The 20,194-nt window shown below is 72.4% G+C and carries 19 protein-coding genes; 10 read left to right on the top strand and 9 right to left on the bottom strand.

The genetic code is table 11. The annotated features are described in order from the left end of the window. The first annotated feature begins 148 nt into the window (after nt 1-148). Nucleotides 149-472 (top strand): hypothetical protein, encoded by a 324-nt coding sequence (locus ACFVWY_RS22325; protein WP_389875130.1) that lies wholly within the window; start codon nt 149-151, stop codon nt 470-472. A 543-nt stretch (nt 473-1,015) separates the two neighbouring features. On the opposite strand, the gene ACFVWY_RS22320 is transcribed toward ACFVWY_RS22325, so the two are convergent. Continuing rightward, entirely contained in the window at nt 1,016-1,528 is a 513-nt protein-coding gene (locus tag ACFVWY_RS22320) for a hypothetical protein (protein ID WP_389875127.1), read from the bottom strand. Nucleotides 1,529-1,825: 297 nt separating this feature from the next. On the opposite strand from ACFVWY_RS22320, the gene ACFVWY_RS22315 reads away from it, so the two are divergent. Together ACFVWY_RS22315 and ACFVWY_RS22310 are read left to right on the top strand one after the other, a co-directional pair. Then, nucleotides 1,826-2,449 (top strand): histidine phosphatase family protein, encoded by a 624-nt coding sequence (locus ACFVWY_RS22315; protein WP_389875125.1) that lies wholly within the window; start codon nt 1,826-1,828, stop codon nt 2,447-2,449. A gap of 23 nt (nt 2,450-2,472) precedes the next feature. Continuing rightward, a complete protein-coding gene (locus ACFVWY_RS22310) occupies nt 2,473-2,808 on the top strand; it encodes a hypothetical protein (protein WP_389875122.1) in 336 nt (111 codons plus the stop codon). 62 nt (nt 2,809-2,870) lie between these two features. Here ACFVWY_RS22310 and ACFVWY_RS22305 read toward each other — a convergent pair whose 3' ends face one another. Continuing rightward, complete coding sequence (locus ACFVWY_RS22305) at nt 2,871-3,107, bottom strand: hypothetical protein (protein WP_389875120.1); 237 nt, start codon at nt 3,105-3,107, stop codon at nt 2,871-2,873. 211 nt (nt 3,108-3,318) lie between these two features. Here ACFVWY_RS22305 and ACFVWY_RS22300 point away from each other — a divergent pair, with 211 nt between their 5' ends. After that, entirely contained in the window at nt 3,319-3,702 is a 384-nt protein-coding gene (locus ACFVWY_RS22300; RefSeq protein WP_389875117.1) for a cold-shock protein, read from the top strand. Nucleotides 3,703-3,750: 48 nt separating this feature from the next. Here the strand turns inward: ACFVWY_RS22300 and ACFVWY_RS22295 are convergent, their stop codons facing one another. From ACFVWY_RS22295 to ACFVWY_RS22280, 4 genes are all read right to left on the bottom strand, one after another. Beyond that, complete coding sequence (locus ACFVWY_RS22295; protein ID WP_389875115.1) at nt 3,751-4,629, bottom strand: 1,4-dihydroxy-6-naphthoate synthase; 879 nt, start codon at nt 4,627-4,629, stop codon at nt 3,751-3,753. Beyond that, nucleotides 4,610-5,329: a futalosine hydrolase gene (locus ACFVWY_RS22290; RefSeq protein WP_389875113.1), complete on the bottom strand. Its 720-nt coding sequence runs from the start codon at nt 5,327-5,329 to the stop codon at nt 4,610-4,612. The genes ACFVWY_RS22295 and ACFVWY_RS22290 overlap by 20 nt, the downstream gene beginning before the upstream one ends. Nucleotides 5,330-5,390: 61 nt before the next feature. Then, a complete protein-coding gene (locus ACFVWY_RS22285) occupies nt 5,391-5,870 on the bottom strand; it encodes a DUF2771 domain-containing protein (protein WP_389875110.1) in 480 nt (159 codons plus the stop codon). A gap of 27 nt (nt 5,871-5,897) precedes the next feature. Beyond that, nucleotides 5,898-7,301, bottom strand: coding sequence for an MFS transporter (locus tag ACFVWY_RS22280; RefSeq protein ID WP_389875108.1), 1,404 nt, complete (start codon nt 7,299-7,301; stop codon nt 5,898-5,900). 470 nt (nt 7,302-7,771) lie between these two features. On the opposite strand from ACFVWY_RS22280, the gene ACFVWY_RS22275 reads away from it, so the two are divergent. From ACFVWY_RS22275 to ACFVWY_RS22260, 4 genes are all read left to right on the top strand, one after another. Next, on the top strand, nt 7,772-8,707 hold the full coding sequence (locus tag ACFVWY_RS22275; protein ID WP_389875105.1) for a DUF3027 domain-containing protein: 936 nt from the start codon (nt 7,772-7,774) through the stop codon (nt 8,705-8,707). Nucleotides 8,708-9,001: 294 nt separating this feature from the next. Then, nucleotides 9,002-12,247, top strand: coding sequence for a sacsin N-terminal ATP-binding-like domain-containing protein (locus tag ACFVWY_RS22270; RefSeq protein ID WP_389875102.1), 3,246 nt, complete (start codon nt 9,002-9,004; stop codon nt 12,245-12,247). A gap of 281 nt (nt 12,248-12,528) precedes the next feature. Further along, nucleotides 12,529-13,455 (top strand): hypothetical protein, encoded by a 927-nt coding sequence (locus tag ACFVWY_RS22265; protein ID WP_389875099.1) that lies wholly within the window; start codon nt 12,529-12,531, stop codon nt 13,453-13,455. A gap of 150 nt (nt 13,456-13,605) precedes the next feature. Further along, complete coding sequence (locus ACFVWY_RS22260; RefSeq protein ID WP_389875096.1) at nt 13,606-14,385, top strand: DUF5707 domain-containing protein; 780 nt, start codon at nt 13,606-13,608, stop codon at nt 14,383-14,385. Nucleotides 14,386-14,443: 58 nt separating this feature from the next. Here the strand turns inward: ACFVWY_RS22260 and ACFVWY_RS22255 are convergent, their stop codons facing one another. Together ACFVWY_RS22255 and ACFVWY_RS22250 are read right to left on the bottom strand one after the other, a co-directional pair. Further along, entirely contained in the window at nt 14,444-16,936 is a 2,493-nt protein-coding gene (locus tag ACFVWY_RS22255; protein ID WP_389875094.1) for an HAD-IC family P-type ATPase, read from the bottom strand. A 344-nt stretch (nt 16,937-17,280) separates the two neighbouring features. Next, nucleotides 17,281-17,556 (bottom strand): DUF2530 domain-containing protein, encoded by a 276-nt coding sequence (locus tag ACFVWY_RS22250; RefSeq protein WP_389875091.1) that lies wholly within the window; start codon nt 17,554-17,556, stop codon nt 17,281-17,283. 282 nt (nt 17,557-17,838) lie between these two features. On the opposite strand from ACFVWY_RS22250, the gene ACFVWY_RS22245 reads away from it, so the two are divergent. Next, nucleotides 17,839-19,293, top strand: a complete 1,455-nt coding sequence (locus ACFVWY_RS22245) for an NCS2 family permease (protein WP_389875088.1) — start codon at nt 17,839-17,841, stop codon at nt 19,291-19,293. Here the strand turns inward: ACFVWY_RS22245 and ACFVWY_RS22240 are convergent. Further along, entirely contained in the window at nt 19,286-19,495 is a 210-nt protein-coding gene (locus ACFVWY_RS22240; RefSeq protein WP_389875085.1) for a ribbon-helix-helix protein, CopG family, read from the bottom strand. The genes ACFVWY_RS22245 and ACFVWY_RS22240 overlap by 8 nt on opposite strands. A gap of 145 nt (nt 19,496-19,640) precedes the next feature. Here ACFVWY_RS22240 and ACFVWY_RS22235 point away from each other — a divergent pair, with 145 nt between their 5' ends. Beyond that, on the top strand, nt 19,641-20,081 hold the full coding sequence (locus ACFVWY_RS22235) for a MarR family winged helix-turn-helix transcriptional regulator (RefSeq protein ID WP_376687403.1): 441 nt from the start codon (nt 19,641-19,643) through the stop codon (nt 20,079-20,081). Nucleotides 20,082-20,194 lie beyond the last annotated feature (113 nt).

Here is a 20,194-nt window from a genome sequence, read left to right as displayed (position 1 = left end):
CGCCGCTCGACCGCCGATCGTAGACAGAGCGCCTCCCGCTCCGGACGGATTCCGGCGCCGCGCGCTCGCGTCTCTCCGCGTGGCGCCCGCCCTGGAGCGTGCTGCCAAACGTGGCGGCGGTGCGGGAAACCGTACGTACTCTCGTCCTGTGAACGAGCAGGGGCAGTACGCCAGGTATCAGGAAGACGCGAAGGTGCTGGCAGCGGTCGGGGCGTGCGTCGACGCCCAGGTCGCCCGGCTCACGGTGCGCCTGCCGAAGGCCCTGGGCCGGGCGGCGGTGGCAGCGTGGGACCGTGACGAGCTGGAGGACATCGGCGAGGAGACCCTTGAGCAGTACGCCGTGAGGGACAGCGCCGGGGAGCTGGCCCTGATCGGCCTCGTGATCTCCGAACGCGGCCGCTGGGAGAACGACGAGGTCGTCGTGGACCTCGACGTGGCCTCCCTCGGCGCTGCCGTGCGAGCGGCGCGGTAGCCGGGCGGCGGCGCGGGACGGCCTCCTCCGTGACGCGGGGCGGCCTCTTCCGCGGCGCGGGCGGGCGCGGTGCTCGCGGGAGCGTTACGCCTTGTCCGCCCGTAGCCGCGTCATCCGCCACGCTGCCCCGCGCCGCGCCGCCCCGGACCGGACCGGACGGCCCCGGACTGGACCGGACGGCCCCGGACCGGGACGACCGGGTGCGCGAGCGCCGGAAGCCCGGCTCCCGGGGCGGTCGGCCGCCGGAGTCAGGCAGGCCGGGCCCTCGCGCTCCCGCCTCCGGTCTCCAGATGACGCGGCCGGACCACAGGCCGTACCGGGCCACCACGCTCATGTGCCGTCACCGGCGAGTGGCGGTACGAGCACTTCGGCACGCGCTCTCAGGGCTGTCCCGTGATCCCCGGCGGGCGTGCGACGACAGCCAGGGCATCTCGCCGCGTTGTCGGGACGCCGGGATACATCCCGTATTCGGGCGCCCCTCCGCCGTGCGATGCGCCGCGTCTGACGCCGCACGCTGATCCACCAGGGATGACGGGACAGCCCTTAGCTTTCCCAGGAGACCGTGCCGACCGTCCGGGAACCGTCGAACCTCACGCACAGGACTTCGTCCGAGTATTCAGGTGCGAGGGCGAGATCGACCCAGAATTCGAGATCTCCCTCGGCGCCCTTGTGAAACACCAGGCCGCGGATCTGGAATGAATCCGCGAGAGGGTCCGGGAGGGCGTCGCCGGCCAGCAGCATACTGAGATTTTCCTGGATATTCTCGTCCAGGTCGTCGATCTCCTCGGTATGGAAGCGGACGAATTCGATGACCTTCTCGTCCTGTGCGGCGAGATGCTTCCCGAGCGCTGATTTCGCCTGGTCGGATATGGTGCGGAAATCGTCGATGACCGGTGCGACACCGGCGAGGAGCCCCGGCTCGGAACTCACATCTTCGAAGATGTTCAGCCAGAAAGACTGCCGGCCGGTGTCCTGGATCGTGACCTGGGCGGCGAATCCCTTGCCGGTGTCGAGCTCAAGCGTCCCTACGAGCGCGGACGTGATGGTGGTCTCCATGCGGGCATTGTGGCACGGAGCGAAATACGCCGGTGGCCGGGGAAATTCCCGGGGTCGGCGAGGTGAATCGGGGAGGTCGCCGGATGGCCGACTCCACCACGGCCGAAGCCGCGTATGCCGGGCATTCGAGACACCACGCCATCTGAGGGGCCGAGTTCCGCAGCGGTGTCCGGTCCGCGGCAGCTCGGCGACACCGGATCAGCCCGCCCCGCCGTCCGCCCGAACCGTCAGCACGCGAGGCCGCGTCCCTCCAGGAGTCCCGCGCAACCGTCGCGTCCTTCTGAAGGGGAGCCGCCCATGACCGGCACAGCAGCCCGGTACCTCTATCTGACCCGGCACGGCGAGGCGTCGCCGGACGAGAGCGAGCTGACCGACGCGGGACGCCGGCAGGCCGGGCTCCTGGGGGAGCGGCTCGGCGGGGTTCCGCTGGCGGTGATCCACCACGGGCCGCTCGCACGGGCCGGGCAGACCGCGCGGCTGGTCGGTGAGCGGTTCGACGGGGTGCCCCTGCGGTGCTCCGAGGAGGCCGGTGACTACGTCCCGTACCTTCCGGCACGCGAGGAGCTGCCGCCCGAGGCGGCCGACGACTGGACGGCGTTCCTGGAGCAGTTCACGGCCGAGGAACGTGCGGAGGGGCCCCGGCTCGCGGCGGCGGCGCTCGCGCGCTTCACCGGGCCGGTCGCCGGGGACGAGCCCCGGCACGAACTGCTCGTCACCCACAACTTCCTCACCGGCTGGCTCATCCGCGCCGCGCTGGGCGCGCCGAGGTGGCGGTGGCTGGGCATCAACCACGCCAACGCGGCCCTGACCGTCATCCGTTACGCGCCCGACCGCCCGCCGGCCGTCCTCCTCTTCAACGACACCGGCCATCTGCCCGCCGGGATCCGCTGGACCGGCTGCCCGCCGGAGTTCTGGATCTGAAGCCGGACCGGCATCATCACCGCATGCTTCCTCACCGGCTGCTGTGGTGTGATCCCCGGCCCATCCCCCGGCACAACCGCCAGGAACCGACGGCTCTCGTCGTCCGCGACCCCGGGTTCCACGACCCGCCCGACGGGGACGACTGCACGAGGTTCTGGTACGTCTGCCAGGCGCACGACCGGGTGTACCGGCATGAGGCGTGCGGGGAGGGCCCGCATCTCCTGGCGCTTCACTGCGAGGAGCACGGGCCCGAGAACATGTGGCCGCAACCACGGATGCTCCTGTTCCCCGAGGGCTTCGAGCCCCGGCTCAGCGAGGCACAGCTCAGCTGGGTCCAAGCGGAGTGGGACGCCGCCTGAAGTCCTGGCCGGAACAGACCCCCCTGCCCCGCGAGTCCCGGGGCGAAGACGCCGCAGGAGGGTCAGGAAGCTCCCTGGCGCTTCGCCGAGCCCGCCCGTACCGAGCGGACGACACCCGCCGCGGCGATCAGGAAGCCGACGCCCATCAGCATGCACAGGGACCAGGCGATGGACGGCAGCGGATGGGTGCCGAGGAACAGCGGGGCCATGGTGGCCAGGGTGGACAGCGCGCCGACGAAGAAGACGATCGCGCCGATCCGGACCAGACGGTCGCCCGCGCCAGGAGGTGTAGTACTCACCCCGTCAGGGTAAGTCCCGGCGGCGGCGAACCGTTGTTCGGCCACCGGCGTACGCAGGAGGCGCCGTTTCCGGACAGAGTCCGGATGGTCAGGCTTGACGAGGGGTATCCCCCCTGGGGAGGCTGCTGCCAGCAGGGCACAGCACCACCACTGGATAGCCTGACCTGCTGAGGCTTTGTTCCGGCATACGGGTTGAGATGGGGTGCGTGCTTTGCCGACTGGCAAGGTCAAGTGGTTCAACAGCGAGAAGGGATTCGGTTTCCTTTCCCGCGACGACGGCGGAGATGTCTTCGTGCACTCCTCCGTGCTGCCCGACGGCGTGGACGCCCTCAAGCCGGGACAGCGCGTCGAATTCGGCGTCGTCGCAGGTCAGCGCGGGGACCAGGCCCTCTCGGTGACGGTTTTGGACCCGACCCCCTCCGTCGCGGCCGCACAGCGCCGCAAGCCGGACGAGCTCGCGTCCATCGTGCAGGACCTGACCACGCTGCTGGAGAACATCACACCGATGCTGGAGCGCGGCCGGTACCCCGACAAGGCGGCCGGCAAGCAGATCGGCGGGCTGCTGCGCGCGGTGGCCGATCAGCTCGACGTCTGACCGGCCGCGCGCGGCCCGCCGGTCCCGGTCCCGGCGCGATGGCCGGGATCAGGCGAACGTCAGTGCGTCCGGGCCGAGGGGCGGTACGAGTCCCTCGGCCGCGGCGCGGGTCAGCAGGCCGCGGATCGCCGCGTAGCCGCTCTCGCCGAGGTCGGCGGTGAACTCGTTGACGTACAGCCCGATGTGCTGGTCCGCCACGGCCGGGTCCATCTCCTGGGCGTGCTCCAGCACGTAGGGGCGGGATGCCTGCGGGTCGTCCCAGGCGGCCCGGACCGAGGCGCGTACCGACTCGGCGAGCAGCTTCAGGACCTCCGGGCCCAGGGACCGCTTGGCGATGATCGCGCCCAGCGGGATCGGCAGCCCGGTCGTGTCCTCCCAGTGGCGGCCCATGTCGGCGAGGCTGTGCAGCCCGTAGTTCTGGTACGTGAACCGGGCCTCGTGGATGACGAGACCGGCGTCCACCTTCCCGTCCCGCACCGCGGGCATGATCTCGTCGAACGGCATGACGACGATCTCGCCGACCCCGCCCGGCACCACCTCGGCCGCCCAGAGGCGGAACAGCAGGTAGGCGGTGGAACGCTCGCTCGGTACGGCGACGGTGCGGCCCGTGAGGTCCGTACCCGGCTCCCGCGTGAGGACGAGCGGGCCGCAGCCCCGGCCCAGCGCCCCGCCGCAGGGCAGCAGCGCGTACTCGTCGAGCACCCAGGGCAGCACCGCGTACGAGACCTTGAGGATGTCCAGCTCGCCGCGCTCGGCCATGCCGTTGGTGAGGTCGATGTCCGCGAAGGTGACATCGAGGGCGGGCGCGTCGGGAATCCGGCCGTGCGCCCAGGCGTCGAAGACGAAGGTGTCGTTCGGGCACGGGGAGTAGGCGATGCGGAGCGGGCCCGCCCCGGCGGGCGTGGCGTCAGGCGTCGTGGTGGTCATGGGGGGTCCAACCTTCCAGTACGGGGGCGAGCTTCCCGAACGCGGTGGCGAGCGCGGTCAGGGCGTCGCCGATGCGCCAGGCGTCCCGGTCGCGCGGGCCGACGGCGTTCGACACGGCCCTGATCTCCAGGACGGGCGCGCCGATGCCCTCGGCGGCCTCCGCGACCCCGAAGCCCTCCATGGCCTCGGCGGCGGCGGCCGGGTGCGCGGCGAGCAGGGCGGCGGCGCGTTCGGCGGTGCCGGTCACGGTGGAGACGGTGAGCACGTCGCCGGTGGCCGCGCCGGTGGCGTCGGCCGCGGCCCGTACCAGCGACCGGGGCGGGAGGTGCTGGTCACGCCCGAAGCCCAGGCCGGTGACGGGCACGAAGCCGCCGGGCGTCTCGGCGCCCAGATCGGCGGCGACGATGCGGCGGGCCACCACGAGGGAGCCGACCGGTGCGGCCCCGGCGAAACCGCCGCCGATCCCGGCCGAGACCACCAGGCCGTAGCGGTCCGACGCCAGATCTGCCGACGCCAGGGCGAAGGCCGTCGCGGCCGCCGCGGCGGCCGGTCCCACACCGCCCGCCAGGACGTCGAAGGGCCCCGCGCGGTGGATCTCCGCGCCGGGCACCCGGCGGACCGGCACACCGGAAGGGGCCCCGAACGTGCGCGTGACCGCGTCCCGTTCCGCGGGGACGGCGGTCACGACAAGCACACGCACGGGTGGACTCTCCAGGGTCAGGAGGAGGGCAGGAGAGGGTCGGCAGGCGGCCGGGAAGAGGTCAGGAGGACTTCTTCAGCTCGAAGTGCCAGACGCCGACCAGCTGCTTGTCCTTGGTCTCCACGATGGAGATCTGCGTCTTGTCCGAGGTCTCACCGGTCTGGCTGGAGAAGAACGCGCTGCCCGAGATGGACCGGTAGGTCTTGGTGTACGGCTCCTGCTCGGCCTGCTGACCGTTGATGAACAGGGTCCAGCCGTTGTCCGCGATCTCGGGGTCGACGCCGAAGCGGACCTTGTCGTCCATCGCGACCTCGACGGACTTCTCCGCCTTCTTGTTGAGGCAGCTCTGGTACTCGGACTTCTTGAGGGCCTCGCCGTCGTTGTAGCAGGTGGCCTCGGTGCTCACCGAGTTGCCGCCGACCGTTACGGTCGCGAGCGGCGTCGGCTTGTCGCAGGCGGAGAGGACGAGGAGTCCCGCGGACACGGCACCAAGAGCGACGCCGATTCGACGGCCCTTACCGGAGAAGAACGCAACGGTCATGGGCCGAAGGCTATCGGTCGCTCCGGTTCACGCCACGCGGGGGTGCGGCGATCCGCGTCGTGCGGCGCCCACCAGACCCCTTACGGACGTTGCGGCGCCGAGGGCGAGGATGCCCGCCGCGACCGACATGCCCAGTACGCCGTTGAGGGGCAGGGCGATGCCGATGCCGCCGCCGGCCACCCAGGCCGTCTGGAGCGCCGTCTCGGACCGGGCGAACGCGGAGGCCCGCACCTCCTCCGGTACGTCGCGCTGGATCATCGCGTCCAGCGAGAGCTTCGACAGGGCCAGGGTGAAGCCCGCGGTGGCGCTGAGCGCGGCGACCGTCACCGTGCCGAAGAAGAGCGCGGAGAGTACGGCGGCCCCCAGCGCCAGGGTCAGCACCGCCACGACGATCGCCTCGGGGGCGCGGGCCCGGAGCCAGGAGCCGACCGCTGTACCGATCGCGTTCCCGGCCCCGGCGGCGACACCGACGATGCCGAGCGAGACGACGGCGCTCTGCCCGGCGAACGGGTGCTCGCGCAGCAGAAAGGCGAGGAAGAAGATCAGGAAGCCGGAGAGCGCGCGGTGCGCGGCGTTGGCCTGGAGCCCGTTCAGCACGGACGGGCCCACGGAGCGCAGCCCGGGGCGCTTCTCGCCGTTGCGCCCGTTGCGCCGGGTGCGCCGGGTGCGCGGCCCGGGGACCGCCCCCTCGTGCGCCGGGACCAGCAGGGCCTTGCGCTCGCCCTTCGCGGAGTCGACCTTGCCGGGCAGCGTGAAGGCGAGCACGGTCCCGCAGAGGAAGATCAGGCACGCCCCGTACAGCGGCCAGGCCGTCCCGGCGGTCTGGAGCCCGGCCCCGATCGGCGCGGCGATCCCGGTCGCCAGGAGCCCGGCCAGGGTCACCCGGGAGTTCGCCTTCACCAGGGAGAAGCGCGGCGGCAGCAGACGCGGCACGACGGCGCTGCGCACCACCCCGTACGCCTTCGAGCAGACCAGGACGCCCAGCGCGGCCGGGTACAGCTCCAGGCCGCCGGTGGCGACCGCGCCCGAGAGGGCGATCGCGAGCACCGCGCGGGCCAGCATCGACGCGGCCATCGCGGCCCGCCGGCCGTGCGGCAGCCGGTCCAGGAGCGGGCCGATCACCGGGGCGAGGAGGGTGAACGGGGCCATCGTCACGGCGAGGTAGAGGGCGACCCGGCCGCGGGCCTCGTCGGTCGGTACGGAGAAGAAGACCGTCGAGGCGAGCGCGACCGTGATCATCACGTCGCCCGCGCCGTTCACGGCGTGCAGCTCGATCAGCTTGCCGAGGCCGGACTCCCCGGCGCCGTGGGCGTGCGTCGCCCTGCGGATGCTCCGGGCGGTGCCGGTGAACGGGGCGCCCAGGGCGCGTCCGACCGCCCGGCCCGTCCTGCGGAGCGGTCCGGGGTCCTGGTGCGACCTGGCGGCAGCCACGTCGTCATAGTGCCCCAGAGGCGGTGGGGGCATACGGGCTTCGGTACGGGGCGCGCGGCACGCTCCGCCCTGTCGGGCCAGTCTCCGGGCCGGTGCGCCGGGCCGGGCGGCGCCTGCCCGGCCCGGCGCACCCGCGCGGGTCGCCAGGGCGTTCGCGTGCGGGACGGCGGGGCGTTCGCGCGGGGCGCGTCCGGGACACGACACCGGATACGGCCTTGTTTGGGACGGGCAGGTGGGCGGGGCGCGGCGGAGAGGGTAGCGTGCGTAGCGCGCCACCGGCGATTGTTCTCGGCCGCGCGCCTCTCGGCGATCCCGCAGAATGGGTTGCGAAAGGTGTGCCCGAGGCAGGCAGCAACGGGTGTGGACGTCGACGCGGCCCCCAGGTCCGCTCCGCCCGCGTCCGTCACGGCCGAAACCGATGGAAGTGCTGGCGGCGCTCGTGAGACTGGCGTAGGAGAGAAGCGAGACCTGTGAGTGCTGCGACGACGCGAAGCCGTACGGCCCGTACCCCCGTTCCCGACCGCCTGTGCGCCGAGGCGGTAGACCTGGCCCGCGCGGCCGCAGAGGAGGCTGCCGCCCCGGGGATCGTGGGCGAGCATGTCGCCGTGGTCCCCGAGGGGGACCGGGTCGTCACGCACTTCTTCGAGTGCAAGGAGCCCGGCTACCGGGGCTGGCGCTGGGCGGTGACCGTTGCCAGGGCCTCCCGCGCCAAGTACGTGACCATTGACGAAACGGTGTTGCTGCCCGGCAGCGACGCCCTGCTCGCCCCCGAGTGGGTGCCGTGGAGCGAGCGGCTGCGCCCCGGCGACATGGGCCCCGGCGACCTGCTGCCCACCGAGGCGGACGACCTCCGCCTGGAGCCCGGCTACACCGGCGCCGACGAGCCGCCGCCGAACTCCGCGGTTCCCGAGGTCTCCCGCGAGCTGGCCGACCGGGTCGACGCGGAGGACGCGGAGCTGACCACGCGGCCCGCGACGGCGGACCGGGGTTCGATCGCGGCGGTCGCCGACGAGCTCGGCATGCGGCGGGCCCGGGTGCTGTCCCGGTACGGGCTGCACACGGCCGCCGACCGCTGGGACGAGGAGTTCGGCGCCAAGACACCGATGGCCCAGGCCGCCCCGGCCTCCTGTGCCTCCTGCGCCTTCCTGGTGCCGCTGGCCGGGTCGCTCCGGCAGGCGTTCGGGGTCTGCGCCAACGAGTTCGGTCCGGCCGACGGGCGGGTCGTCTCGCTCTCGTACGGCTGTGGCGGGCACTCCGAGGCCGCGGTGATGCCGAAGCCGCCGAAGCCGGCGCCGCACGCGCTGGACACGATGCAGGTGGACGAGTACCCGCTGCGCCCGGCCCGCGACTCCGGCTCGGTCCCGGCGGAGGCCGACGCCCCCACGGAGGACCTCGGGCACTCGTAGGCCCCGGGGCCGCGCGGGGCGCCCCACGGGGCCCCCGCTCCCCGTCGGCCCCGCGTACGGCGTACGGGGCGGTGCGGACGCGGCACGCCCCGCTTCCCGCCGGTCCCGCGTACGGCGTTCCGCGCCGGTCCCGCGTACCGGCCCGTACGGACGCGCGCTCCGCGACCGCGCGAAGCGGTCGATGCGCTGTCCCGTGGCCACGCACGGCGCGAGGACCCGGTACCTTCGGGCGCACACTGGGCCGCATGGGCCGTGCGTGACCGGAGACCGGAAAGAGCGGAGCAGAGCGTGGGCATGAATGCGACCGAGGGGGCCGACCCGTTCGGCACCGCGCGGCTGCGCCGCGGAGTGCTCGACTCCTGGGGTGCGGGCCCCGCCCGCTTCCGCGAGGACGCCAACGCGGAGGAGGACCTGGCCCTCGGCGGCTACCGCGACCGCCTGGTCGTCGAGCTGGCCCAGAACGCCGCCGACGCCGCCGCCCGCGCCGGTGTCCCCGGCCGCCTCCGCCTCACCCTGCGTCCCGCAGCCCCGGACGCGCCCGCGATCCTCGCCGCCGCCAACACCGGGGCACCGCTGGACGCCACCGGAGTCGAGTCGCTGTCCACGCTCCGTGCCTCCGCCAAGCGGGAGGGGCACGAGGGCGCGGTGGGCCGGTTCGGCGTCGGCTTCGCCGCGGTCCTCGCGGTCAGCGACGAGCCCGCCGTGATCGGACGGCACGGCGGCGTCCGCTGGTCCCTCGCCGAGGCCCGCGACCTGGCCGCCCGGACCGCCGTCGCCAGCCCCGGGCTCGGCGACGAACTGCGCCGCCGCGACGGCCACGTACCGCTGCTCCGGCTCCCGCTCCCCGCCGAGGGCACCGCGCCGGACGGCTACGACACCGTCGTCGTCCTCCCGCTGCGTGACGGCGGCGCCGAGGACCTGGTGGACCGGCTGCTCGCCGCGGTCGACGACGCCCTGCTGCTCACCCTGCGCGGCCTCGAAGAGATCGTGATCGAGACCCCCGGGACCGTACGCACCCTGCGCCGCACCGAGCACGGCCCGTACATCCACGTCGAGGACTCCGCGCGCGGGACGAACCGCTGGCGCACCGTCACCCACCACGGCCCCGTCGAGCCCGCGCTGCTCGCCGACCGCCCCCGCGAGGAACGGCTGCGCCCGCACTGGTCGGTCACCTGGGCGGTCCCGGTGGACGAGGACGGCGCCCCGGTCCGCCCCCGCACCCTCCCCGTCGTCCACGCGCCGACCCCCACCGACGAACCCCTCGGCATTCCCGCGCTGCTCATCGCCTCGCTGCCGCTGGACACCGCCCGCCGCCACTTCGCCCCGGGACCGCTCACCGACTTCCTGGTGCGGCGCGCCGCCGACGCGTACGGCGAACTGCTCGCCGCCTGGCGGCCGGTGTCCGTGGGCACCGTCGACCTCGTTCCCGGCCCGCTCGGCACCGGCGAGCTGGACGGGATGCTGCGCGCCGCGATCCTGGAGCGGCTGCCGCGCATCGCGTTCCTGGCCCCCGCGGTCGCGCGCGACACCGCCGCCGGGGACGGGCGCTGGGACGGCTGGGGGGAGGACGCCCCGGCGGACGTGCCCCTCGCCGATGAGGACACCGGGGCGCTGCGCCCCGTCGAGGCCGAGCTGCTGGAGGGCGTCGGCGCCGAGACCGTACGGGTGCTCGCCGAGGTGCTGCCGTGCCTGCTGCCCGCCGGTCTGGAGCGCCGCGGCGAACTGCGCACGCTGGGGATCGCCCGGGTGCCGCTGACCGAGGCGATCGACCGGCTGGCCGGACTGGAGCGCGAGCCCGGCTGGTGGCGGCGGCTCTACGACAGCCTGTCCGGCATCGACCCGGACCGCCTCTCCGGCCTGCCCGTGCCGCTGGCCGGGACGCCGGGGACCGCCGGGTCCGGGGCGGAGGGGCCGGAGGCCGCCGGGTCCGGGGCCCCGGTGCTGCCCCGCACCGCCCTCGGCCCGCGCCAGGTCCTCCTCCCGCTGCCCGACGCCCTCTCCGGCCCGGTCCTGGCCCGGCTCGCCCGGCTCGGGCTGAAGGTCGCCCACCCGGACGCCGCGCATCCGCTGCTGGAGAAGCTGGGCGCCCTGCCCGCCACCCCGCGCGCCGTGCTGACGACTCCGCAGGTGCGGGCCGCCGTCGCCGGATCGCTGGACGCGGGCGAGATCTGGGACGAGGACGGGCTGGATGCCGACGAGCTCGCCGAGACCGTCCTCACTCTGGTGCGGGACGCCGATCTGGCCCCCGGCGACGAACCCTGGCTGGGCGCGCTCGCCCTCCCCGACGAGGACGGCGAACCGGCCCCCGCCGGTGAACTCGTCCTCGCGGACAGCCCCTTCGCCGCCGTCATGCGCGAGGGCGAACTGGCCCTGGTCGACCAGGAGCTGGCCGACCAGTGGGGCGAGCAGCCGCTCACCGCCTGCGGGGTGCTCGCCACCTTCGCCCTCGTCCGCGCCACCGACGTGGTCCTCGACCCGGACGAACTCGAACCCCGTGACGGCGACTTCGCCGAGACCGACGACGCCGGACTGCTGGACGCCGTCGACGTGTGGTGCGAGGACGTCCTGGACCGCCTTCCCGACAGCCCGGTACCGCCGGTCGCCACCGAGATCGTCGCCGTCCGCGACCTCGATCTGGTCGCCGACGACGCCTGGCCGCAGGCGCTCGCCCTGCTCGCCCGCCCGCCGCTGCGCGACGCGCTGACCCAGCCGGTGCGGGTGCTGCTCCCGGACGGCACCACGCAGTCCGTCCGCTCCTACACCGCCTGGTGGCTGCGCGACCACCCGGTGCTCGACGGCCGCCGCCCCGCCGGGCTGCGCGCCGCGGGCGGCGACCCGCTGCTGGCCGGGCTGTACGACGCGGCGGACGCGACCGGCTTCGACGACGCGCAGGTGCTGCGCGCCCTCGGCGTACGGACGTCCGTGGCCGCGCTGCTCGACGAGCCGGGCGGCGCCGCCGAACTCCTGGGGCGGCTCGCGGAGCCGGAACGTCCGGTCGGCCCCGTACAGCTGCACGCGCTGTACACGGCGCTGGCCGGTCTGGACCCGGAGCAGGTCACGCTGCCGGACGAGCTGCGGGCCGTGGTCGACGGCGAGGTGCGGGTGGTGGACGCGGCGGACGCGGTGATCGCGGACGCCCCGGACCTGCTGCCGCTCACCGCCGGGATGCCGCTGCTTCCGGTCGCCCCGGACCGCGCGGCGGAGCTGGCCGAGTTGCTCCAGGTGCGACGGCTCGGCGAGAGCGTGGCGGCGGAGGTGACGACGGAGGGCGAGGAGCACCGCGTACCGGAGCCGGTGCGGGTGCTGCTCGGCGCGGGCACGCCGGAGGTGTACGTGGAGCACGGCGAACTGCGCGCGGGCGGCGTCGAGCTGGACTGGCGGCGTACGCCCGACGGCACGGTGCACGCCGCGACGCTGGAGGGCGTCGCGGCGGGACTGGCCTGGGCGGCGGGGCAGTGGCCGCGGCGCTTCGAGGTCGCGGCGCTGCTGGAGGACCCGTCCCGTACGGAGGAGCTGGCCCGGGACCGCTGGTTCGACTGAGCCGGGACCGCTGGCCCCGGCCTCTGGCCCCGACCGCTGGCCCCCGACCGCTGGTTCGGGGCGGTCGGTCTGGGGCGGTCGGTCCGGCCGAGCCGGGGGCGCCGGTTCGAGCGGACCGGAGCCGCGCGATTATGCGATCTTCGCAAGAAATTCGCAAGCGTCGCACAACCCTTCACGTTTGTTGAGGGTCTGATCTGTGAGGTCACCAGACCTCGCAGACGATCTTGGCCCCGCGGAGGCGCACACGCCCCGCGGGTCCTTCTCCAACGTGGGGAATGAACATGCGTATTCGTGCCACTGTGGCCGCTGTCAGCGGCGCCCTGGCCCTCTCCGCCCTCGTCGTTCCGTCCGCCGCGCAGGCCGACGACGCGCACCGCGCGACCGGCTCCGTCGCCGATGTCGCCCGTGCGGCCCAGACCGGCTCCGCCGCCAAGGCCGGTGCCCGTTCCCTCGCCGCCACCAACAGCGTGGGCGAGCTGGACCTCACCTTCTCGAAGGTCAAGGTCAACGCCGGCAAGGCGATCGCCGTGGGCACCTCCGCCACGAAGAAGGTGGCGACCTCGTTCACCGTGACGCACGCCGCGGACATCGACATCTTCGCCCCGGGCTTCGTGCTCGACGTCTCGCTCTACCGTGGTTCGTTCGACGAGCCGGTCAACGAGCTGTACGGGGACACCGCGCCGACCTGCAAGAAGGTGTCCGCCACGGTCGCCAACTGCACCGGCCGGATCGCGATCTCGCCGGTCTACGACCTGTACAGCAACAGCGACGCCACCACCTGGAAGGTCGGCGGAGTGGCCGTCGACTTCAACGGCCAGGACCCGGAGAGCGCAGACCCGTCCCAGATCGGCTGGGCCCTCCAGGACAGCCTGGGCAGCAACAAGCTCCAGCGCTTCTCGAAGCTGACGGTCAACGCCTCGCCGGAGCCGGTGAAGAAGGGCAAGACCCTCACCGTCACCGGCAAGCTCTCCCGGGCCAACTGGGACGACCTGAAGTACCACGGTTACGCCACCCAGTCGGTGAAGCTCCAGTTCCGCAAGAAGAACAGCTCCACCTACACCACCGTCAAGACCATCAAGACCAGCAGCACCGGTGCGCTGAAGACCACGGTCAAGGCCGCGGCCGACGGCTACTGGCGCTACAGCTTCGCCGGCACGTCCACCACCCCGGCCGTCAGCGCCGCCGGTGACTTCGTCGACGTGAAGTAGTCCGTCACGCGGTACCGGGGCGGTCCACCGGCCGCCCCGCCTGTCTCACCCGTACGCAGCGGAATCCCTCGCCGAGGGCCCCGCTGCGTACGTGTATGCACCGCCGTTCCGTGTCCGTCGCCTTCCCGGCCCCACCCCACGGAGAGATTCATGAGCCTGCGTTCCGCCGCCACCGCGGCCTTCGGCGCCCTGGCCCTGTCCACCCTGCCCGCGCTCACCGTCCCGGCGCACGCCGCGCCGGCCGCCCCCGTCGTCTCCCGGATCACCGTCAACGGCGGCAAGGACATCGTCCTGGGGACGACGGCCCCGCGCACCGTCACCGTCTCGGTCACCGCCTCGCACGCCTCCGGCATCGCCACCGGCTGGCTGCTCCTGTGGCACGGCAAGGACCAGGAGGAGGGTCTGGAGGCCGTCCTGCTGCCGAACGAGGACGGGGCGACCTGCAAGGCGGCGAGCGCCACCACCAGCACCTGCTCGCTCACCCTCACCGTCGATCCCCGGCGCGACCTGCCGAAGAACACGCTGGCGGGCACCTGGCACGTCCTGGCGGGCGCCCGCGCCGTGGACGGCTCCGACACCTCCTCCGACTTCGCCTCGACCGCGAGGGTCCAGCGTCTCTCGAAGCTGACGGTCAACGCCTCGCCGGAGCCGGTGAAGAAGGGCAGGACCCTCACCGTCACCGGCAAGCTCTCCCGGGCCAACTGGGAGGACCACGCGTACCACGGTTACGCGACCCAGTCGGTGAAGCTCCAGTTCCGCAAGAAGAACAGCTCCACCTACACCACCGTCAAGACCATCAGGACCAGCGGCACCGGTGCGCTGAAGACCACGGTCAAGGCCGCGGCCGACGGCTACTGGCGCTACAGCTTCGCCGGTACGTCCACCACCCCGGCCGTCACCACCGCCGGTGACTTCGTCGACGTGAAGTAGTCACGCGAAGCGACGACGGGCGGCCCCCCGCACAGGGGGACCGCCCGTCGCCGTGTCCTCAGGAGGGGAAGCGCCGTCCGACCAGCCGCCAGGCGTACTCCAGCGCGGCCGACGCCACCACCGCGATCCCCACCGCGGCCCACGGCATCGTGGTGCCCACCAGCTTCAGCGCGAAGAACTCCTGGAGCCACGGCACCACCAGCACCACCAGGAACGCCAGCCCCATCGTCAGCACCAGGCAGATCCGCCACCAGGTGTACGGGCGGGCGATGATCGCCAGCACCCACATCGAGACCAGGAACAGCGTGAGCGTGGCCGCGCTGGTCTCGGCGTCGAGGGCGTTCGGGCCGGTGTAGTGGTGCCGGGCGATCAGATACGTCGCGAAGGTCGCGAGGGCCGCGATGACGCCGGACGGGATCGCGTACCGCATGACCCGGCGCACGAAGTGCGGGTGGGCGCGTTCCGTGTTGGGCGCGAGGGCCAGGAAGAACGCCGGTACGCCGATCGTCAGCGTGGACAGCAGGGTCAGGTGGCGGGGCAGGAACGGGTAGTCGACCTGGGAGCAGACCACCAGGATCGCCAGCAGCACCGAGTAGACGGTCTTGGTCAGGAACAGGGTGGCGACCCGGGTGATGTTGCCGATCACCCGGCGGCCCTCGGCGACCACGGACGGCAGCGTCGCGAAGCTGTTGTTCAGCAGCACGATCTGGGCGACCGCCCGGGTCGCCTCGGAGCCCGAGCCCATGGACACGCCGATGTCGGAGTCCTTCAGCGCCAGTACGTCGTTGACGCCGTCGCCGGTCATCGCGACGGTGTGGCCGCGGGACTGGAGGGCGGCGACCATGTCGCGCTTCTGCTGCGGGGTCACCCGGCCGAAGACCGCGTTCTCCTCCACGGCGGTGGCCATCTCGTCCGGGTCGGTGGGCAGGCGGCGCGCGTCCAGGGTGTGCTCGGCGCCCTTCAGGCCCAGTTTCGCGGCGACCGCGCCGACCGAGACCGCGTTGTCGCCGGAGATCACCTTGATGGCGACCCGCTGGTCCGCGAAGTACGCCAGGGTCTTCTCGGCGTCCGGCCGCAGCCGCTGCTCCAGGACGACCAGGGCGGTCGGTACGGCCCTGTCGGCCACGTCCGGGCCGTCCAGCGGGCCCCGCGCGCGGGCCAGCAGCAGCACCCGCAGGCCCTGCTGGTTCAGCTGGTCGATCTCGTCGAGCGCCGGGTCCTGCTCGGGCAGCAGTACGTCCGGGGCGCCGAGCAGCCAGGTGGACTCGCCGGAGCCCGCCCCCTCGTCGAAGGCCGCGCCGCTGTACTTGCGGGCCGAGGAGAACGGCAGCGTCCCGGTGCACCGCCAGGACCCGGTGTCCGGGTAGGCGTCCACGATGGCCTGGAGGCTGGCGTTGGGGCGGGGGTCGGAGGAGCCGAGGGCACCGAGCACACCGCTGACGTACGCCTCGTCGGCGCCGCCCAGCGTCCGTACCTCGGTGACGTCCATGCCGCCCTCGGTGAGGGTGCCGGTCTTGTCCAGGCAGACGACGTCGACCCGGGCCAGTCCCTCGATGGCGGGCAGCTCCTGCACCAGGCACTGCCTGCGGCCGAGCCGCACCACCCCGATCGCGAAGGCGACGGAGGTCAGCAGCACCAGGCCCTCGGGGATCATCGGGACGATGCCGCCGACGGTCCGGGCGATCGACTCCTTGATGTTGTTGTCCTTGACGACCAGCTGGCTGATGACCAGGCCGAGCGCGGTCGGCACCATCATCCAGGTGACGTACTTGAGGATCGTGGAGATGCCGGTGCGCAGCTCGGACTGGACGAGCGTGAAGCGGGACGCCTCCTCGGCGAGCTGGGCGGCGTAGGCCTCGCGGCCGACCTTGGTGGCGGTGAACGCGCCGCCGCCGGAGACCACGAAACTGCCGGACATGACCGGGTCGCCGGGCCGCTTCAGCACCGGGTCGGCCTCACCGGTGAGCAGTGATTCGTCGATCTCCAGCCCGTCGGCCTCGGCGACCGTGCCGTCCACCACGGCCTTGTCGCCGGGGCCCAGTTCGATGAGGTCCCCGAGGACGATCTCGGAGGTGGAGATCTCGGCCGCGACCCCGTCCCGCCGCACCGTGGGCTTCGCCTCGCCGATGACCGCGAGGGAGTCCAGGGTCTTCTTGGCCCGCCACTCCTGGATGATGCCGATGCCGGTGTTCGCGATGATCACGAAACCGAAGAGGCTGTCCTGGAACGGCGCGACGAACAGCATGATCAGCCAGAGCACGCCGATGATCAGGTTGAACCGGGTGAAGACGTTGGCCCGCACGATCTCGCGCAGCGAGCGGGACGAGCGCACGGGGACGTCGTTCACCTCACCGCGGGCGATCCGCTCCGCGACCTCCGCCGCGCTCAGCCCGCGGGGGTTCACCGCCGGGGCCGGCAGCCCCACTGGGTGGACCGGGTCCAGTTCGGCCCCGGCGTCGATCGTCGCCGATCCGGGGATGCCGGGGAGGCCGGTGGAGCCCGCTATGTCCGGGGTCTGCTCATCGGAGGGATTCGATGCCCGCTGCGTCATGGTTTCGACGGTACGGGCAGATGGCCAGGATCACCCACCGGCCGGTCCGAAGATCAGACCGGCGGAGGACTGATCCCACGGCGAATGGTCCTGTGGGGGTACGCGGAACCCGGTGTGCGGGTAGTACAACGCTCCTAGGGCCTCTCGTTTGGATCATGCCGGGCTCGCGGGGGCCGGCACGCACATCTGCCGCGTTGTCGTCAGTCACCGACGCTCCGCGTCGGCTCCTTCCTCCGCCTTGCAGCTGCACGCACCAGCCCCCGCTCCCTGATCCAGCCTGATCCAAACGAAAGACCCTAGGGGACCAGGAGGCGGCGAAGGCGTACGCGCTGCTGGGAGGTGCTTCAGGCGGCGGTCGCGCCCGGGGCGCCCCCGGCGGACGCCGCCCGCTTGATCGCCGCGTCGCGCTTGCGCACGTACCAGATGCCGATCAGGCCGAGTCCCGCACCGGCCAGGCAGGTCCACACCCACCACAGGTGCCCGTGGTCGTCGAACCAGCCGTAGAACGGGATCTGGACCAGGAAGAGGACGAACCAGAGGATCGTGCCGCCGGTGATGGTGGCGACGACGGGCCCCTCCAGGGGCTCGGGTGCCTCGTGCTTCGGTGTCCACTTCGCCATGGGCTCAGTGTATGGGGCCCCTGTCCGAGGCGTCCCCGAAGGCTTCCGCGGGGCCCTTTGAACCCCGCGGGAGGCCTCCCGGGGTCCTCCGGAGTCCTCTCGGGGCCGTTCCGAGAACCTGCCGACGCTCTTCCTGTGCAGGTCACACATGTTCTACGCGCGGAGATAGCGATCTTCGTCTCATGTATTCATACTGAACCTGCTCAATAATGACTTGATTTGTTCGTTAGAACGTCCAAATCTCTCTCTTTTCTCCCCAACTACGTACGACTGAGGTCATACATGTCCCCCTCGGCCACCGCTCCGGTCGACGCCCAGCAGCCTGCGGCTCCTCAGCCGCAGAACGGTCTGGACCGTTTCTTCAAGATTTCCGAGCGGGGGTCGTCGGTAGCCCGCGAGATCCGCGGCGGATTCGCGACGTTCTTCGCGATGGCGTACATCATCGTGCTGAACCCGATCATCCTCGGCAGCGCCAAGGACATGTACGGCCATCAGCTGGACAGTGGCCAGCTGGTCACCGCCACCGTGCTGACCGCCGCGTTCTCGACCCTCCTGATGGGTGTCATCGGCAACGTGCCGATCGCCCTGGCGGCCGGTCTCGGCGTCAACACCGTCGTGGCCCTCCAGCTCGCCCCCCGGATGAGCTGGCCGGACGCGATGGGCATGGTCGTCCTCGCGGGCATCGTGGTCATGCTGCTGGTCGCGACCGGGCTCCGGGAACGCGTGATGCACGCCGTACCGACCTCGCTCCGCAAGGGCATCGCGATCGGCATCGGCCTCTTCATCCTGCTGATCGGTCTGGTCGACTCGGGCTTCGTCTCCCGCATCCCGGACATCGCGCACACCACCGTGCCGCTCCAGCTCGGCGGCGACGGTCACCTCAACGGCTGGCCGGTCCTGGTCTTCGTCCTGGGCGCGCTGCTCACCCTCGGGCTGATCGTCCGCAAGGTGCCGGGCGCGATCCTGATCTCCATCGTCGCGATGACGGTCGTCGCGGTGATCATCGACGCCGTCGCCGACCTGCCGGCCGGTTCGTGGGGCCTGACCGTCCCGCAGTGGCCGGGCAACCCGGTCGCCACCCCGGACTTCGGGCTGATCGGCGAGGCCAGCCTGTTCGGCGGCTTCAGCAAGGTGGGCCTGCTCACCGGCATCCTGTTCGTCTTCACCGTGCTGCTGTCCTGCTTCTTCGACGCGATGGGCACCATCCTCGGCGTCGGCGACGAGGCCAAGCTGACGGACGCCGACGGCAACTTCCCCGGCATCAACAAGGTGCTGTTCGTGGACGGCATCGCGGTCGCCGCGGGCGGCGGCAGCTCCTCCTCGGCCACCACCTGCTTCGTGGAGTCCACGGCGGGCGTCGGCGAGGGAGCCCGTACCGGCTTCGCCAGCATCGTGACGGGGCTGCTGTTCACCGCGGCGCTGTTCTTCACCCCGCTCGCGACCATGGTCCCCTCGCAGGCGGCCACCCCCGCGCTGCTGGCGGTGGGCTTCCTGATCATCTCGGGCTCGGTGCGGGACATCGACTGGAGCGACTACACGCTCTCCATCCCGGCCTTCCTCGCCATGCTCATGATGCCGTTCACCTACTCGATCACCAACGGCATCGGCATCGGCTTCATCTCCTTCTCCGTGCTGCGCGTGGTCGCGGGCCGCTGGCGCGAGGTGCCGATCCCGATGTACGTGGTCTCCGCGGTCTTCGTCTTCTACTACGCGATGCCGGCCCTCGGCCTCACGTAAGCCCCCCGGAGCCCTTGCGGCCCTCGGGGCCGTAGAACTTCTCCGTCTCGTCGACGGCCGCCTTGAAGCGCTCGTCGAAGTCATCGCGAATGAGCGTCCGGACCACGTAGTCCTGGACGCTCATTCCGCGTTTTGCGGCATGCTGCCGGAGCCGGTCGAGCAGCTCGCCGTCCACCCGCAGACTGAGCACAGTCGATCCCATGGCCAGCAGAGTTACGTTCCGCTGCGCCGTCCCGTGTCACTTTCCGGAGGTGACTCACTCGTTCGAGTGAGGGATTGGGCGAAGTGCCCACCGCGCGTGTACCACGAATGGTCTTTAGATTGAGTAATGAGTTACGCTAATGAACATGCCTGACCTGATCCACGACGGCGACAGTGCCGCCGCCGTGAGCTCCCTCCGCTCCGCCGTGATGCTGCTCAGCCGGCGCCTCAAGCACCAGCGCGTCGACGAGTCGCTGAGCCCCACCGAGATGTCGGTGCTCGGCACGCTCGCCAGGTGCGGCTCGGCCACCCCGGGCGAGCTGGCCCGCAAGGAGCACGTACAGCCTCCGTCGATGACCCGCATCGTCGCGCTGCTGGAAGCGAAGGGCCTCGTCAGACTGGAACCGCACCCCGATGACCGTCGCCAGAAGGTGGTCAGCCAGACCGAGCAGGCCGAGGCCATGCTCGAGGAGAGCCGCTCCAAGCGGAACGCCTGGCTGACCGCCCTCGCCGAAGGCCTGGACGAGGAGGAGTGGGAGACGCTTCGCAAGGCCGCACCCGTGCTGGAGAAGCTCGCCCACCTGTGACGGGGAGGCGGCGCGCCGGGCCCCCCCCCGCGCGCCCCCCCCCCCCCCCCCCCCCGCCGTACGACAAGCCCCCCCCCCCCCGGCGGCGCACCCCCATGGGTAACGGGTCACGA

This window comes from Streptomyces sp. NPDC058195, from assembly GCF_042883525.1.
Lineage (GTDB): Bacteria > Actinomycetota > Actinomycetes > Streptomycetales > Streptomycetaceae > Streptomyces.
Note: the sequence above shows the minus strand (reverse complement) of the source record. Positions and strands in the feature narration are given on the sequence as shown.

Excerpts from the sequence above, each read along its gene's own strand:
- ACFVWY_RS22315 (WP_389875125.1), top strand. The coding sequence starts at position 1,826 with ATGACCGGCACAGCAGCCCGGTACCTCTATCTGACCCGGCACGGCGAG.
- ACFVWY_RS22260 (WP_389875096.1), top strand. The coding sequence starts at position 13,606 with ATGAGCCTGCGTTCCGCCGCCACCGCGGCCTTCGGCGCCCTGGCCCTG.
- ACFVWY_RS22270 (WP_389875102.1), top strand. The coding sequence starts at position 9,002 with ATGAATGCGACCGAGGGGGCCGACCCGTTCGGCACCGCGCGGCTGCGC.
- ACFVWY_RS22235 (WP_376687403.1), top strand. The coding sequence starts at position 19,641 with ATGCCTGACCTGATCCACGACGGCGACAGTGCCGCCGCCGTGAGCTCC.
- ACFVWY_RS22255 (WP_389875094.1), bottom strand. The coding sequence starts at position 16,936 with ATGACGCAGCGGGCATCGAATCCCTCCGATGAGCAGACCCCGGACATA.
- ACFVWY_RS22240 (WP_389875085.1), bottom strand. The coding sequence starts at position 19,495 with ATGGGATCGACTGTGCTCAGTCTGCGGGTGGACGGCGAGCTGCTCGAC.
- ACFVWY_RS22245 (WP_389875088.1), top strand. The coding sequence starts at position 17,839 with ATGTCCCCCTCGGCCACCGCTCCGGTCGACGCCCAGCAGCCTGCGGCT.
- ACFVWY_RS22320 (WP_389875127.1), bottom strand. The coding sequence starts at position 1,528 with ATGGAGACCACCATCACGTCCGCGCTCGTAGGGACGCTTGAGCTCGAC.
- ACFVWY_RS22250 (WP_389875091.1), bottom strand. The coding sequence starts at position 17,556 with ATGGCGAAGTGGACACCGAAGCACGAGGCACCCGAGCCCCTGGAGGGG.
- ACFVWY_RS22295 (WP_389875115.1), bottom strand. The coding sequence starts at position 4,629 with ATGACCACCACGACGCCTGACGCCACGCCCGCCGGGGCGGGCCCGCTC.
- ACFVWY_RS22265 (WP_389875099.1), top strand. The coding sequence starts at position 12,529 with ATGCGTATTCGTGCCACTGTGGCCGCTGTCAGCGGCGCCCTGGCCCTC.
- ACFVWY_RS22285 (WP_389875110.1), bottom strand. The coding sequence starts at position 5,870 with ATGACCGTTGCGTTCTTCTCCGGTAAGGGCCGTCGAATCGGCGTCGCT.
- ACFVWY_RS22310 (WP_389875122.1), top strand. The coding sequence starts at position 2,473 with ATGCTTCCTCACCGGCTGCTGTGGTGTGATCCCCGGCCCATCCCCCGG.